At 50.6% G+C, this 14,994-nt stretch carries 11 protein-coding genes; 1 reads left to right on the plus strand and 10 read right to left on the minus strand.

Annotated elements, in window-relative coordinates:
- Window positions 1-3: 3 nt before the first annotated feature.
- Complete coding sequence (locus H1D31_RS12255) at window positions 4-972, minus strand: diguanylate cyclase (protein ID WP_261259160.1); 969 nt, start codon at window positions 970-972, stop codon at window positions 4-6.
- Complete coding sequence (locus tag H1D31_RS12260; protein WP_261259161.1) at window positions 969-1,988, minus strand: response regulator; 1,020 nt, start codon at window positions 1,986-1,988, stop codon at window positions 969-971. Before H1D31_RS12260 ends, H1D31_RS12255 begins: the two co-directional genes overlap by 4 nt.
- A gap of 63 nt (window positions 1,989-2,051) precedes the next feature.
- Here H1D31_RS12260 and tpx point away from each other — a divergent pair, with 63 nt between their 5' ends.
- Window positions 2,052-2,669, plus strand: coding sequence for a thiol peroxidase (tpx, locus tag H1D31_RS12265; protein WP_261259162.1), 618 nt, complete (start codon window positions 2,052-2,054; stop codon window positions 2,667-2,669).
- A 48-nt stretch (window positions 2,670-2,717) separates the two neighbouring features.
- On the opposite strand, the gene adk is transcribed toward tpx, so the two are convergent.
- From adk to H1D31_RS12305, 8 genes are all read right to left on the minus strand, one after another.
- Complete coding sequence (adk, locus tag H1D31_RS12270) at window positions 2,718-3,362, minus strand: adenylate kinase (protein ID WP_261259163.1); 645 nt, start codon at window positions 3,360-3,362, stop codon at window positions 2,718-2,720.
- A gap of 224 nt (window positions 3,363-3,586) precedes the next feature.
- On the minus strand, window positions 3,587-5,515 hold the full coding sequence (locus H1D31_RS12275) for a methyl-accepting chemotaxis protein (protein ID WP_261259164.1): 1,929 nt from the start codon (window positions 5,513-5,515) through the stop codon (window positions 3,587-3,589).
- 140 nt (window positions 5,516-5,655) lie between these two features.
- Complete coding sequence (gene htpG / locus H1D31_RS12280) at window positions 5,656-7,587, minus strand: molecular chaperone HtpG (protein WP_261259165.1); 1,932 nt, start codon at window positions 7,585-7,587, stop codon at window positions 5,656-5,658.
- A 111-nt stretch (window positions 7,588-7,698) separates the two neighbouring features.
- Window positions 7,699-8,301 (minus strand): recombination mediator RecR, encoded by a 603-nt coding sequence (recR, locus tag H1D31_RS12285; protein WP_008951422.1) that lies wholly within the window; start codon window positions 8,299-8,301, stop codon window positions 7,699-7,701.
- Between the two features lie 5 nt (window positions 8,302-8,306).
- Window positions 8,307-8,633: a YbaB/EbfC family nucleoid-associated protein gene (locus H1D31_RS12290; RefSeq protein WP_008951421.1), complete on the minus strand. Its 327-nt coding sequence runs from the start codon at window positions 8,631-8,633 to the stop codon at window positions 8,307-8,309.
- An 81-nt stretch (window positions 8,634-8,714) separates the two neighbouring features.
- A complete protein-coding gene (gene dnaX, locus H1D31_RS12295; protein ID WP_261259166.1) occupies window positions 8,715-10,925 on the minus strand; it encodes a DNA polymerase III subunit gamma/tau in 2,211 nt (736 codons plus the stop codon).
- Window positions 10,926-10,966: 41 nt separating this feature from the next.
- Window positions 10,967-11,515 carry an adenine phosphoribosyltransferase gene (apt, locus tag H1D31_RS12300; protein ID WP_261259167.1) on the minus strand — a complete coding sequence of 183 codons (549 nt, stop codon included), beginning with the start codon at window positions 11,513-11,515 and terminating at the stop codon, window positions 10,967-10,969.
- A 347-nt stretch (window positions 11,516-11,862) separates the two neighbouring features.
- Window positions 11,863-14,856 carry a TonB-dependent receptor domain-containing protein gene (locus tag H1D31_RS12305; protein ID WP_261259168.1) on the minus strand — a complete coding sequence of 998 codons (2,994 nt, stop codon included), beginning with the start codon at window positions 14,854-14,856 and terminating at the stop codon, window positions 11,863-11,865.
- Window positions 14,857-14,994 lie beyond the last annotated feature (138 nt).

Here is a 14,994-nt window from a genome sequence, read left to right on the forward strand (position 1 = left end):
CGTTTACACATTACCCTGATAACGGCTGACCTTATTACGGCCCTCTGCCTTAGAGGTATAGAGCGCTTTGTCAGCGGCATCCAGCCATTGCAGGTAGTCCTGCAACTCGACCTGCCGCTCAGCCAGGCCAAAACTCATGGTTAAACGGATAGACTGGCCCTGATAATTCAGCTCCAATTGTTCGATTTTACGCCGGATCCGCTCCGCCAGATAGTTCGCCTGATCGGCGCTGGTATCCAGTAACAGAATGGCAAATTCTTCGCCACCATAGCGGCCAGGGATGTCTGTGCTACGCAAACTCTTACGGATCACTTCTGCCACACTTTTGATCACCAGATCGCCAGCAGCATGACCATAGCTGTCATTAATGCGTTTAAAATGATCGATATCGCACATGATCAGGGTGCCGCTATGCTGTGGATAGCGTTGTAAGCGGTTAAATTCCTGCTTCAGGCTTTCTTCCCAGTTACCGCGAGTGCGCATCTGTGTCAGGTAATCGGTGGTCGATAGCTGACGCAACTGCCCATTCATTGATTGCAACTCCAGCTTACTGACTGCGGCATCTGTGACATCATAAATAATAAAACACAGATGGCTAACCTCGCCCCTGGTATTGGTCAAAGGAAAGATGGTGCTATCCTGATACATATAGTCAGCATGGCCGGTAATGGAGCGGTAATTTTTAAAGCGGAAAATATAAGGTTTCTGCTCCCAGATGGTAAAGGCACGGTTTTTTAGCAAAAAAACCGGATCGCATTTTCGCCGCAGCCACTCTTCATCAATTTCCGGAAACAAGTCAAATAAGCTGCGCTCCCGCACCTGCCTTGGCATCAGCCCGCTGTGATTTTCCATAAAACCATTCCACAACTGGATCTGATAGTTATTATTGACTACAACCAGCCCGACATCGACGGTCTGCAGCATATCCATCAACCAGTGCAGCTCAGAGGCACCAAAATCTTGTTGTGTCATTCTGCATCATCCAATAAAAAAGCCAACTTGTAGCGGAAGGTTTTCAGGCTGTCTTCGGTAAATAACAATAGCAAATCACAATGAATATCAAAGCCTTCGATACCATAACTCAGCTCAATCGTCAGGGTTTTGCGCCAGCGTTTGGCGTTAGCTTTAATTAATTCGCTGACAGGCGCATGCTGCCCTAATACCACAGGGTGGCCCTGACTAAAGCTGATATCCAGCTGCTGGGCGATACCTTTTAACACTGCACCAATCAGGATATTGGCAATATCCATCAACAGCTCCAGTTCAACCGCTGTGGTGAGTTCGCCCTGATAATTTAATAAACGGGCAATATCACTAAAACTGGAATCTGTCAGGATCAATAAGGCTTCACCGGCGATACCACTGCCAATAAAACCCTGACAAATGCCTGAGGTTTGACTATCCGGTGCTATGGAAGCCAGCGCCATTGTCAGCTCGCTAACTTCAATTAAATTCACATTCGGGATCGGCAGCTTGACAAATACCTGCAGCAGCCGTGCCAGCAAATCACCAGCCTGCCCCATCGCGACGTTGGTAATCTCCTGAAACACATCGCGTAATTGCGGATCTAACTGTTGTAAATCAGAGGCCCAGGGAGGAGTGACCACCTTACTGCGCTCAGAGGCTGGCGCAACTTCACTTTGTAACAGAGCGGCAAGTTGCTGCGGATCAACTGGTTTTTTCAGGAAAGCCCGGGCTCCCATTGCCATTACCCGCTGGTGCGCTTCGGGTTGAATATCGCCTGACACCACCACAATTTGCAGCGGCAATTGTAGTTTCTGTAATTCCGCTAACACCTGATAACCATCCATAACAGGCATATTCAGGTCCAGGAATAACCAATCAATAGGCTGCTTTTTTAAGGTCGCAAGCGCATCTGCACCATGGCCGGCAAATTGAATGGCAGCTTGCCACTGCTGTGGTAAGATCCTGGCCAACTGTTTTCTGGCCAAATTTGAGTCATCACAAATTAACACGGCTGGTGTCATAACTTTCTCGCATCTGGGCGGTCTGAAACTATCATAGCCTTGATTGATCCATGGAGCAGCAAAATGTTTAAAAAAAATCTGATTAATACCAAGCTACTAGTAACACTGTGTTTTTTCATTAGCCAGCCGGCCGCGCTGGCTGTGGATCTGACTGCTAAGTTACCGGCGCGGATCAGTAATGTCACGGCTGGCGGCCAACAAGTGGTGCTGTTAGGAGACGAACTTAAAACCGGGCAAACGGCACCGGACTTCCGGGTAGTTGACAATAATTTCAAAGCAGTATCGCTGGCGGACTATCGCGGCAAGCCGGTGCTGATTAGCGTAGTGCCCAGTATTGATACCGGTATCTGCTCGTTGCAAACCAAACGTTTTAATGACGAAGTCGCCAAGTTACCGGACTCAGTGCGGCTATTAACGATCAGTACCGATCTGCCCTTTGCCCAAAAGCGTTTTTGTCAGCAGGAACAGGTAGAAAGTATGGCGGTGCTGTCGGACGCAGTGTGGCGTGATTTCGGCAGTAGCTATGGCTTACTGATTAAAGATATGGGGTTGCTGACCCGGGCGATTATTATCATTGATCAGCAGGGTAAAGTCGCTTATCAGCAACTCGTGCCGGAGCTGGCACAAGAGCCAGACTATGACGCGGCACTACAGGCCTTACGTAAAGTACTACCTAACTAACAACAAAAAACCCGGCGTCAGCCGGGTTTCTGCTCAAGCGCCAGGCGCCTAGCCCAACAGACTAATCAGTTGCTGACTAACCTGTTCAACCGGTTGGGTGCCATCCAGGTGATGGTAACGGGTTTCACCCCGCTCAGCCGCTTTACGATAGTAACCGACCAATAATTCGGTTTGCTCATGGTAAATGGCCAGCCGTTTGCGTACCGTTTCTTCGACATCGTCCGCCCGGATCACTAAGTCTTCACCGGTTTCATCGTCTTTACCTGCCACTTTCGGCGGGTTATACACCAGATGATACACCCGCCCCGATGCCGGATGCACCCGACGACCACTCATCCGCTCTACAATCACATCATCCGGTACATCAAACTCAATAACATGATCAACCTTGATACCGGCTTCCTGCATCGCATCAGCCTGCGGAATAGTACGGGGAAAACCGTCTAACAAGAAACCCTTGGCGCAATCGGCTTTGGCTACACGTTCTTTTACCAGCCCAATAATCAGATCATCCGATACTAACTGGCCGGCATCCATAATTTTTTTCGCCGCTAATCCCAGTTCCGAACCTTCTTTAATCGCGGCCCGTAACATATCGCCAGTCGAAATTTGTGGGATACCGTATTTACTCATCAGAAACTGTGCCTGAGTTCCTTTACCGGCACCCGGGGCGCCCAACAAAATTATGCGCATAGCCTTTACCCTCTTATCCTGGGATTAATCTGTAATTTTTACCGGGTCTAATCTTTGCATAATGCGCCGGGTGAAACAAGAAATTTGTCAACTGGTGCTACCTGACACTGCGCCAATCCTCGCCTTTAGTCGATAGCTTGAGCAGAGCAGCCAATTCAGCAGTGAATCGCTGGCAAAGGGCAAAAAATGGCTATTTTGTTGCCTTCGCCAGCCTGGTTCTGCGACTAAAGTCTGAAGCGTTTTACCAGCTCCTGCAGTTGTTCTGCCAGCGTCGACAGCGCATTACTGGCCTGCGCCGATTGACTGACATTGTCATTGGTTTGATAGGCTACATCACTGATTCTATGAAAATTTTGATTAATATCCCGTGAGACGATGGTTTGTTGTTCGGTTGCCGTGGCAATCTGATGGGTGGTACTGCTAATCAGCTCAACCGCTTCATAAATTGCCGCTAACGCCTGATCAGCCGCAGTGGCGCGTTCTGCGGTGTTTTTCGCCGCTTTCTCGCTATTCTCTGTTGCTTTCACGGCATTTTCAGTACCTTGCTGCAACTTATCAATCATTTGTTTAATTTCAGTCGTAGAATCCTTAGTCCGGCTGGCAAGAGTACGGACCTCATCGGCCACTACCGCAAAACCGCGACCACTTTCACCAGCGCGCGCAGCTTCAATGGCTGCATTAAGCGCCAACAGATTCGTCTGCTCAGCGATACTTTCGATCACCTGCAAAATATTACCGATCTGATCACTGTCTTGCTTTAACAAACGAATAATAGCTGCCGCACTGCTGACATTACCCGATAATTCAGCCAGATCCCGAAGCGTGGTACTCACCACCTGACGCCCGGTGTTACTTTGTTGCTCGGCCATCGCAGCCGCATCCGCCGCTTGCTGGGTGTTACGTGACACTTCCTCCAGGGTGCTGGTCATTTCGTTCATTGCAACGGCAGCACTGCTGATTTCTGTATTTTGCTGCTGCATACCGGCGCTGGTTTGCTGATTAATCTGTGACAACTCAGTCGCCGCCGCCGCGACCTGATCCGAGTAATTGCTGACATCTGCAAGCATTTGTTTTAAGCGTTGCTGCATCTGACTAATTGCCGCCAGTAAACTTTGCTGATCACCGCTCACCAAATTGATGCTGCCGCTCAGATCTCCCTCTGCCACCCGCTGTACCACAGCAGCGGCATACTCCGGCTCGCCACCCAGGGTGCGGGTTACTTTTTTCACTAACCAGAGACAGACGATAGTTGCTACCCCTAATACCAACATGGCGGCAATCACCAGTGTCCAAAACATCGCCCGCACCTCTGCCAGTGCTTCCTGCTGCCGGCTTTCCAGCACCAGGCTCCAACCCAGCATTGGCATAAACTGATAACTGCCAATCACCGCTGTGCCGGCAGCATTTTGATATAAGCCAACCCCACTTTGTTGCTGTTTAGTCGCCGCCGCAGCCTGAGTCGTTAACTCAGTATCTTTTGGTACTGAGGGTGCGGTGATAATCGCCTTACCCGCTGTATCCAGCAGGTAAATCTCGGTGTAATTGTTGCGGCTAAGCTCATTGACTTTGGCAAAGATAGTATCCAGCTTGACCGCGCCGCGCATGACGGCGACAATCTGATTTTGCTGGCGGATAGGGATAGCCACGGTACTGACTGTCTGGCCGGTCGCGCGTGACACAACTGGCTGTGAAAAGGTATTCTGACCGGCAATCGCCTGTTTAAACCAGGCGCGATCAGCCACATTAAAATTGTTGGCTTCGGTTTCTGTCAGGGCCTTTGCCTGACCGTTGGCAAAGCTGACACCAGCCATACCGATCCCATCGGGGCCAACGACAAAGATGGTGTCATAAAAACCACTATTTTGCGCCAATTGCTGCATCAACTCAGTTGCCAGCGGCAACTCAAGTTGTTGGACGGACGGTAAGGTGGCCAGAAAGCGCATTTCTTCCTGTCGCACCAGCAGCCAATCCGTAAAAGCCTGGGCATTTAGCTCTGCCGCACTTTGCAGTGAGCTGACGACACCCTGGGTTTGTGATTCCTGATAGCGAATAAAGAGTAAGCTGGTCAGCAACAAAATAGCTGCCAGAAATAATGAAATCATGCTAAGGGTTAAACGGCCGCCAAAGCCAAGACGTTGCCATAACTGCTGCATAGTTCACCTGTCCGTCATTATGATGTTATCGTTATAAAGTATAGACAGGACGCACAGTAATTAAATGATATAGAATAATTTTTAGTAATAGATATAAAAAAAGGCTGGTCAAGCCAGCCCTTTTTAGTGATTAGCAGCGCTTATTTAGCCAAAGATAGTAACAGGCTGTTTAAGCGGGTGACAAAGCTGGCCGGGTTTTTCAGGCTGCCACGCTCGGCCAGTAACGCCTGTTCAAACAGCACTTCCGCCCATTGCTGGAAGCGACTTTCGTCCTGCTCGTCGGCGATATGTTTCACCAGTTGATGCTCCGGATTCAGCTCAAAAATCGGTTTCACCTCTGGCACCTTCTGCCCTACCGACTCCATCAGCTTAATCATCTGAGTGCTCATATCAAACTCATCGGTCACCACACAGGCCGGGCTGTCGGTTAAACGATGGCTAACCTTAACATCTTTAACCTGCTCACCCAGCGCCTTTTTAAAGCGCTCTAACACTGAGGCAAAGGCTTCTTCGGTTTTCTTCTGCTCTTCTTTGGTTTGCTCATCATCCAGCTTCGACAAGTCCAAACCACCTTTGGCAACAGAGCGGAACTTCTTACCGTCGAACTCCGGCAGATGCTGCATCAGCCACTCGTCGATGCGATCGGATAACAGTAATACTTCCAGCCCCTTCTTGCGGAACACTTCCAGATGTGGGCTGTGTTTCGCCGCTTCATAGCTGTCCGCGACCAGGAAATAAATCTCGTCCTGGCCTTCTTTCATCCGGCTGACGTAGTCGGTCAGTGCCACGTTTTGCACACTGCTGTCGTTATGGGTTGAGGCAAAACGCAGTAAGGCGGCAATTTGCTCTTTATTGGCGAAATCTTCTGCCGGGCCCTCTTTTAGCACCTGACCAAACTCATTCCAGAACAGCTGATACTGCTCGCTGTCTTTGGCCAGCTTCTCCAGCATTTTCAGCGCGCGGCTACTACAGCCCTTGCGCAGGCTCTGACTGACCTTGGTATCCTGCAGAATTTCACGCGATACGTTCAGCGGCAGATCGCTGGAATCCAGTACACCCTTGATAAAGCGCAGATAGCTTGGCATAAACTGCTCGGCATCATCCATAATAAAGACGCGCTGAACATAGAGCTTCAAACCATGCTTGGCTTCGCGGTTCCACATATCAAAGGGCGCTTTCTTCGGCACATACAACAGGCTGGTGTAGTTGTTGTTACCCTCAACCTTGTTATGGCTCCAGCTTAATGGTTCGCTCCAGTCATGGGAAATATGCTTATAGAACTCTTTGTACTCGTCGTCAGTGATTTCTGACTTATCACGGGTCCACAGTGCTGTGGCCTTATTCACTGCCTGCCAGTGACCTTCGGTCGCCGGGATTGTTTCGCCGTCTTCTTCACGCTCCGGCGTGCCTTCCTGCCACATTTCTACCGGAATCGAGATATGATCTGAATACTTAGTGACGATACTTTCAACTTTCCAGCGACTTAGGAACTCATCCTCGCCATCACGCAGGTGCAGCACGATCTCGGTACCGCGACTGGCTTTATTGATCTTGCTAATGGTGTAGTCACCCTCGCCGGCCGACTCCCACTCTACGGCGCTATCTGCCGGCAGACCGGCCTTACGGGTACGCACCGTAACTTTATCCGCTACGATAAAAGCAGAATAGAAGCCCACGCCAAACTGACCGATTAACTTGGAGTCTTTGCTCTGATCACCTGACAGCTGGGAGAAAAACTCTTTGGTGCCGGATTTGGCGATTGTACCCAAATGGGCAATGACGTCGGCCTCATCCATACCGATACCGTTATCGCTAATGGTCAGGGTGCGCGCCTGCTCATCCAGGCTGATTCTTACCCGCAACTCGCCATCATCACCATATAAGCTACTGTCTGATAAAGCTAAAAAGCGCAGCTTGTCGGCAGCATCCGAGGCATTGGATACCAATTCACGCAGGAAGATTTCTTTATTGGAATACAGCGAATGGATCATCAGCTGCAAAAGTTGTTTTACTTCTGCCTGAAAGCCATGAGTTTGCTTCTGGCCAGCAGCGTTGGCAGTGGTCTCACTCATCTTGGGGTCCTCTATAGGTATAACGAGACAAAAAGACGGCGCGGCGCGCCGATAACAGCACCAGATATGGGGGTATTCAGGATGATTTCAAGAGTGGATTAAAAGCGCTGATTAAAAACGTTTACGCCCGGATAAGGCATGCGCTAGGGTAGAACCGTCGATATATTCCAGCTCACCGCCGACCGGCAAGCCTTGCGCCAGGCGGGTGACGGTACACTGATATTGCTGACACAGCTCAGCAATATAAAACGCCGTGGCTTCCCCTTCGACCGTCGGATTGGTGGCTAAAATCACCTCAGTGATGCCGCCACTGGCCAGTTGCTTGGCCAGTAAATCAAGACCAAGTTGCTCCGGGCCTATGCCATCGAGCGGCGATAAATAGCCCATTAGCACAAAGTAGCGGCCCTGAAACTGTCCGGTTTGCTCGATTGCCAATTGATCAGCGGCCGAGCCAACAATACACAGCGTTTCTGCATTAGCCCGTCGCGGATCACTACAAATACTGCACAGTGCCTGTTCGCTAAAGGTGCGGCATTGTTGACACTGCCCAATCCCGGTCATGGCTGCACTCAGGGCTGCACCGAGCCGGGCACCACCACTGCGGTTACGCTCCAGCAGCTGCAACGCCATGCGTTGGGCAGACTTGGGCCCAACACCGGGTAGCACACGCAATGCGTCAATCAGCTGCTGTAACAGCGGCGGGAGCTTAGCCATAATGCTTAGAACGGCAGCTTCATGCCCGGTGGCAATTGTAAGCCGCCGGTGATCTTGGCCATTTGTTCTTTATTATTTTCTTCAACCCGACGCACGGCATCATTTAACGCAGCCGCGATCAGATCTTCCAGCATTTCTTTATCATCGCTCATCAGGCTGTCATCAATACTGACGCGGCGAACGTTATGGTTACCGGTCATAGTGACCTTCACCAGGCCGGCACCCGATTCACCGGTCACTTCCATATTGGCCACTTCAGCCTGCATCTTTTGCATCTTTTCCTGCATGGCCTGTGCTTGTTTGAGCATATTGCCCATACCGCCTTTAAACATAATCAGCTCTCTCTGTTAATCTCTAAAGTTAATCTGCCAAAGTTGGCGACAAGATAATGACTCAGCGTCCAAATTACAAGGTTAATTCACCTCTAGGGTGTCCAGTTGCAGCTCAGCGGCAAAACGCAGCTGTATCGCCTGAATATGCGGATCCTGCTGTAATAAACGGCTGACATAGTCCTTGCGCTCCAGCTCAATCCGCTGTTGGATCGCCAGCGGTGATGTCGGCACCTCGTCCTGATACTGAATATCAAGTTGAAAACCCGGCGCAAATACCGGCGCTATCGCCTGATACACCTTAGTACGAAACGTCGGGTTATCCAGATGTTGCTGATGCCGGGCCACTGTCAGTAATACCTGTTGCTCCTGCTGACTAAGTGCACTATTCAGCAAATAAAGCCGCAGCAGCCCTCCCAGCTCCAGCTGTTCAATCAGCCGCGCCCAGGCGTCGACCTGGGCCGCAAAACGAATAGAAAAACGTTGCTCATCCAGCACATCACTATCGGCTGCTGGCAAGCTGTCAAAATGCTGTGCCTGCCACCAGCCCTCGCTAAGTGCGGCTTGTGTATCGGCATCGTCGGCAAATTGTGCATCCGCTTGCTCATCTTGCCGTGCGTAATAAGCTGCCTGTTGCGACTCACTGCCCTCAGCAAAACGGTAGTCAGCGGGCGCACTAACCTCAACCGGTGCCGCATACTCAACATCAGATGGTAGCCAATTATCGGGTTCAGGCTGTGCGTGCTGCTGTGGCTGTGGCTGTTGTGGCTTTAGCACAGCTGCCAGCTGGCTACTGGCCTGAGTTGCGGCACTGCCTGCAGCGGTATCCGTGATTGGGTTGGACTCCGGCGCCGCCTGGCGCTCAGACTTTTTTGCCGCAGTCTCCTGTGCTGCCAGAGTACCAGGTACCACTACACCACGTCTGGCCATAATACGGGCGGTAACCGGATCAATTGCGGAGGTCGCTGCTGTAGGGGCGTCATCTGCACTGACAGCTGTCGCTGTCTCAGCAATCACTGCAGCAGGCTGCGGCTGAAGTGGTGTTGCTGGGTTGGTATCAGCCGGCATCACACTGGTTAGGGGCTCAGCGGCTGTGGGCGGTGCCGGCTGAACCGGCGTTGGCGCGACCGTTGTCACCACAGACGACTCCGTAGCGGGCCGCAGTGGGCTTAATGCCTTATTTTCGGTTAGCACTGGCGGCTGACCGCCTTGCGCCGCCGGCACAAAAGCCAGGGTGCGTAACAGCGCCATTTCCAGGCCTATCGCTGGCTCAGGCGCGTAAGGCAGATCTTTTTTGCCACTTAACAGCAATTGATAATACAGTTGGATGGCTTCCGGGCTTTGGCTGGCGGCAAACTGGTGCACCGCATCCGGATAATCACTGTGCTCAGCCAAGGCCGGCTGTAACTGACTCAGAGCGGTCAGATGCAACAGGCTTAACACATCGTCCAGCACTTGCAGATAATCCGCCTGCTGGCTTAACAGCTGCTGTAAACTGTGTTGCAGTGCTGCTAAATCGGCCGTGAGCAGGCTTTGCAGTAACTGCACTGCCCAGCTGGTATCTAACAGCCCCAACATCTCCCGCACCGGCTGCAACCTGACCTCACCGTTACCGAGCGCAATAGCCTGATCGGTCAGGCTTAACGAATCGCGCAGGCTGCCTTTGGCCGCCTTGGCTAACAATTGCAGCGCAGTGTCATCAAAGGGTAAATCTTCGGCACTCAGAACCGCCGCCAGATGCTGCTGAATTTGCGCGACGGTGAGCGCCTTTAAACTAAACTGCAAACAACGTGACAGTACCGTCACCGGCAGCTTTTGTGGATCCGTCGTGGCAAGTAAAAACTTAACGTGTGGTGGCGGCTCTTCCAGCGTTTTTAATAAGGCATTAAAGCTGTGACGTGACAGCATATGCACTTCGTCAATCAGATAGACTTTATAACGGCCGCGGCTGGGTGCGTATTGCACATTATCCAGCAAGTCGCGGGTATCCTCGACCTTGGTGCGGGATGCGGCATCAATTTCCATCAAATCAACATAGTTGCCGGCATCAATCTCTAAACAAGTACTACACTGGCCACAAGGGGTGGCGGTAATGCCGGTTTCACAGTTCAGACTTTTGGCAAAGATACGGGCAATGGTGGTTTTACCGACACCCCGGGTGCCGGTAAATAAGTAGGCATGGTGCAAACGTGCACTGCTAAGGGCGTTCGCCAGCGCAGTTTTTACATGCTGCTGACCAACCAACTCACTAAACTGGCGCGGCCGCCATTTTCTGGCCAGAACCTGATAACTCATGCCGGCATCCTGTATCGCTGTTAGGTAGCGCTAGCCTACCGCTATTCGCCGTGATACTCAACCAAACTACACAGGCTTAAGCCCAGCTTTTCTAAGCGCGCTACGCCGCCGAGCTCCGGCAAGGCAATAACAAAGGCGGCATCAGTCACAGTACCACCCAGGCGCCGTACCAGCTGCACAGTAGCATCAATGGTCCCACCGGTAGCCAGCAAGTCATCGACCAGCAATACCTTGTCGCCAGCGACGATAGCATCAGCATGCAGTTCCAGCGCATCTTCGCCGTACTCCAGCGAATAAGCCTGAGAAATACGCTCCCGCGGTAACTTACCAGGCTTGCGCACCGGCACAAAGGCCACACCCAGCGCATAAGCCAGCGGGGCACCAAAAATAAAGCCGCGCGACTCAGTACCGATAATTTTCGTAATACCGGCAGCCTGATAGCGGGCAACAAAGGCATCAATGACCTTTTTAAAGCTGGGGCCATCCTGCATCAGGCTGGTAACATCGCGAAAGGTAATGCCCGGTTTCGGATAATTTTCTACCGTTTTAATCACGGCCTTTAGTTCGGTTGCAAGCTGTTGGTAGTCCATGCATAAACCCTTAAATCAATACAGACAAAAAAGCCGCCTCGGTGGCGGCTGATACCCGGCGTAGCGTTACTTTTAAGATAGTAACTGAAACCAGCGGACAATTGGGGCCAGACATAACAGGCCAGCGAAACAAATAACAAATAATATTAACTGCTTCAGGTTGAAGCTGTCTTTAAAGTTTTCATCAGCCATACTGCTTTACCGCCTACAAGTTGATCTACATCAAAACCGGCGCCTATGGTAATGAATTTTGCCTGCTTTGAAAAGCAACAACGCGAATTCAACACAAAGAAAAGCCCCGGCATAACGCCGGGGCTTATTAGCTGCTGAACATCAGCTTATAACAATTAGAAGTTATAAGACACGTTCAGGAAGGCTCTGCGACCGTAGAAATCGTACTGAGAGTACAGGATCGCATTACCAGCGGTACGTACGCCAGCTGGAGAACCTTTTGGCGGCTCTTTATCAAACAGGTTGGCAATACCGAAGGTTACATCGAAGCCCTGGAAATCTGTCTGAACAGATGCCGAGTGCAGGATATAAGTCGGTGTTTCTGCGATAAAGGTTGAAGCCTGACCACGATAAGTGGTGCGGTTGCCGTTAGCGAAATACTTATAGTCGTCTGTTGCAGCAACATAACGGGTATTCCAGGTATAACGCCAGCCATCACGGCTTAAGGTCGCTGATAAGGTTCCAACATGCTTAGGTTCACCGATATCACCCACATAAGTAGATGGGACACTATCCGGGAACTGCTTAAATGAACGCTCTAACTGTACGGTATGATCTAAACGCAGACGCAGACGACCGAAAGAGAAATCATCTTCGAAGGTAGCCATAAAGTCAGCACCACGAACGCTTTGCTGAGATACGTTGACATAACCACCACGTACTTCTGCAATACCCCAGTCACCGTTTGCACCAGTGCGACGGGTAAACTGACTACAGAATGGATCATTCGGGAAGTTCTCTGAACGGTAACACAAGCCCAGTACAGTACCACCACCGATATTGTTCACCTGGTTATCAATTACTACGTCATAGTAATCTGCTGAGAAGCCCCATACACTTTCCGGGCTCTTCCACACCAAGCCAATACCTTTTGATACTGAGGTTTCAGCGGCCAGTTGACCGGCGCCACCACCGGTAACAGAAGTCATTGAACTACCTGCTGTTACGTAGGTAGCTGGTACACCGCCTGCCTCACAGTTCGCGGCAATACGTGGATCAATGGTACCTTCCGCTAAACGGCCTGACCAGTTTAAGCACGGGTCATTAGACTGTGCCAGGAAGCCGGTCTGGTTCTGTAAATACAGTTCAAACAAGGCTGGCGCGCGGAAAGATGAACCACGTGATGCCCGCAGCTGGAAACCATGCCCAATTACCCAGTTGGCAGATACTTTGTAGGTGGTATCGCTACCATAGGTAGACACATCAGTCCAACGCGCAGAGGCTGTCAGGTCAAAGCTTTCAACCATTGGCAGATCACGCAATACCGGAACGAAGATTTCACCGTACACAGCTTTGGTGCTCGCGCTACCGGCGGTAATACCGGCACCGGTTGAACCCCACAGGTTATTAGCCAGTGTAGCTTTACCAGGTACGTCATTAATTTCATCTTTCTGTAATGAAGCACCGAAAGCGGTACTTACAAAACCGGCTGGTAATTCAAAGAGCTCACCAGTGAAGTAACCATCAAAGGTTTGTTGACGGTATGAGGTCGAACCATTATCAACATCAAACAGGAAGTCTTTAACCGCCTGCGATTGATTACCGTTGATATGATCCGGGCCTAACCAGTCAACTAAAGTACAAGGCTTACCAGAAACCGGTGAATTCTGACCCACACAAGGGCCGCCGTTAACCGCATTTTGCGCCATTAACATGGCATCAAACAGAATAACCTTGGTATCGTAGTCACCGCGGTTATAACTGTTTTGGTAAGAGACATCCCAGTTCCAGTCGCCGATTGAGCCTTCAAAGCCGAATACGTAACGCGAGTAATCAACTGTTGTATCCACACCAGAATGGTCAGTCATTGCTACAGACATAAAACCGATACGCTGGCTACCACCCCAACCTGGCACTACGCCCGGATTGATATAACCGGTCGCGGCCATTTCGTTGTTCCAGAACTGGCGGAAGCTGTTGGTTACAGTATTACGACGGCTAAAAATAAACTCTGAATAACCAGATACATTATCTGTAAAGTCGTAGTTACCCATTAAGAAGATCGAGCCGACTTTGGTTTCCGGGATCATTGACTGGCGATCCTGGAATGGGTGATCCGCATCAGCCCAACCATCGGTTTCTTTATCATAAGATACCGGGTAGAAACCAGCTGGTACGGTAATATTACCCGGGCCAGGTGCGGTAATCAGACTGGCGAAAGTTGGACGGTTATTGGCGGCAAAAAAACCATCATAGTCGTATTGCGCTTTAACACCAGTACGGAAGTTACTTGGTAGTGGGTTAGTATTGTTACGGGTTTGCACCCACACACCGTATTGCAGCGCATTACAGTGATAATCGCCAGTCCGCGGGTCGATAGGATCGGTCCGCTCACCGGTAGTTGCGTCTAAGAATAAGCGCTGTGGACAGGCAAAGAAATCGCGATCGCCACGCGCAAGCTCACTGCGTAGTTGATAGTCGGCTACAGCGCGGAACGAACCCCGGTCAAAGGTTCTACCGTAGGTCGCGTTAACACGGTAGTTTTCGCCACCGCTTTCAAATGGCTGATCCAGGTTTACCGTAATATTGGTTTCATCACCTTTTTTAGTGATGATATTAACAACACCAGCTACTGCATCAGAACCGTACAGCGAAGATGCACCGTCTTTTAATACTTCGATCCGCTCTACCGCTGACAGTGGAATAGAGTTAACGTCAAAGGCAGCAACCTGACCACGGGTACCGGCTGGGCCAGCGCGACGGCCATTTAGTAATACCAGAGTACGGTTCGCACCCAGACCACGCATCGAAATCGATTCGTTACCAGCACCACCGGCAGTAACAAAACCTACTGATAAAGCAGAGATCAACTGACTGGAGCCGGCAGCAATAGTAGAGGTACGCAGTAATTCGCCCAGCGTATTTAAACCCTGATCTCTGGCCAGCTCAGCACTGATTACCGTGATTGGTGTAGCGCTATCCAAACCATCAGTACGGATACGGGAACCGACAACCTGAATACGTTCGGCTTTTTCATCTTTTTTAGCAGATTCGTCTTCTTTATCAGACGTTTCCTGGGCGGCAACAGCGCCAGCAAATGCCAGCGTTGAGGCAGCACCAAACATCATAGCCAGCCGCACGGCCTTATTTAGCTTGTTATTGGTGAACATATGTTAACTCCCTGGATAGCTCTTCGGACTATCTCATTCTTTTTTGTTGGCAGACACATCCCTGAGAAAGACGTGTTTTGAATTACCCAAATTTTCATTCGGGCAAAGACAGTTAATAATATGCAGCAAAAAAAAATC

The sequence above is a fragment of the Alishewanella sp. BS5-314 genome (assembly GCF_025377695.1).
Taxonomy (GTDB): domain Bacteria; phylum Pseudomonadota; class Gammaproteobacteria; order Enterobacterales; family Alteromonadaceae; genus Alishewanella; species Alishewanella aestuarii.

Bases quoted from the DNA above. Each gene is read 5' to 3' on its own strand.
- H1D31_RS12255 (WP_261259160.1), bottom strand. From the start codon at position 972: ATGACACAACAAGATTTTGGTGCCTCTGAGCTGCACTGGTTGATGGAT.
- H1D31_RS12260 (WP_261259161.1), bottom strand. From the start codon at position 1,988: ATGACACCAGCCGTGTTAATTTGTGATGACTCAAATTTGGCCAGAAAA.
- tpx (WP_261259162.1), top strand. From the start codon at position 2,052: ATGTTTAAAAAAAATCTGATTAATACCAAGCTACTAGTAACACTGTGT.
- adk (WP_261259163.1), bottom strand. From the start codon at position 3,362: ATGCGCATAATTTTGTTGGGCGCCCCGGGTGCCGGTAAAGGAACTCAG.
- H1D31_RS12275 (WP_261259164.1), bottom strand. From the start codon at position 5,515: ATGCAGCAGTTATGGCAACGTCTTGGCTTTGGCGGCCGTTTAACCCTT.
- htpG (WP_261259165.1), bottom strand. From the start codon at position 7,587: ATGAGTGAGACCACTGCCAACGCTGCTGGCCAGAAGCAAACTCATGGC.
- recR (WP_008951422.1), bottom strand. From the start codon at position 8,301: ATGGCTAAGCTCCCGCCGCTGTTACAGCAGCTGATTGACGCATTGCGT.
- H1D31_RS12290 (WP_008951421.1), bottom strand. From the start codon at position 8,633: ATGTTTAAAGGCGGTATGGGCAATATGCTCAAACAAGCACAGGCCATG.
- dnaX (WP_261259166.1), bottom strand. From the start codon at position 10,925: ATGAGTTATCAGGTTCTGGCCAGAAAATGGCGGCCGCGCCAGTTTAGT.
- apt (WP_261259167.1), bottom strand. From the start codon at position 11,515: ATGGACTACCAACAGCTTGCAACCGAACTAAAGGCCGTGATTAAAACG.
- H1D31_RS12305 (WP_261259168.1), bottom strand. From the start codon at position 14,856: ATGTTCACCAATAACAAGCTAAATAAGGCCGTGCGGCTGGCTATGATG.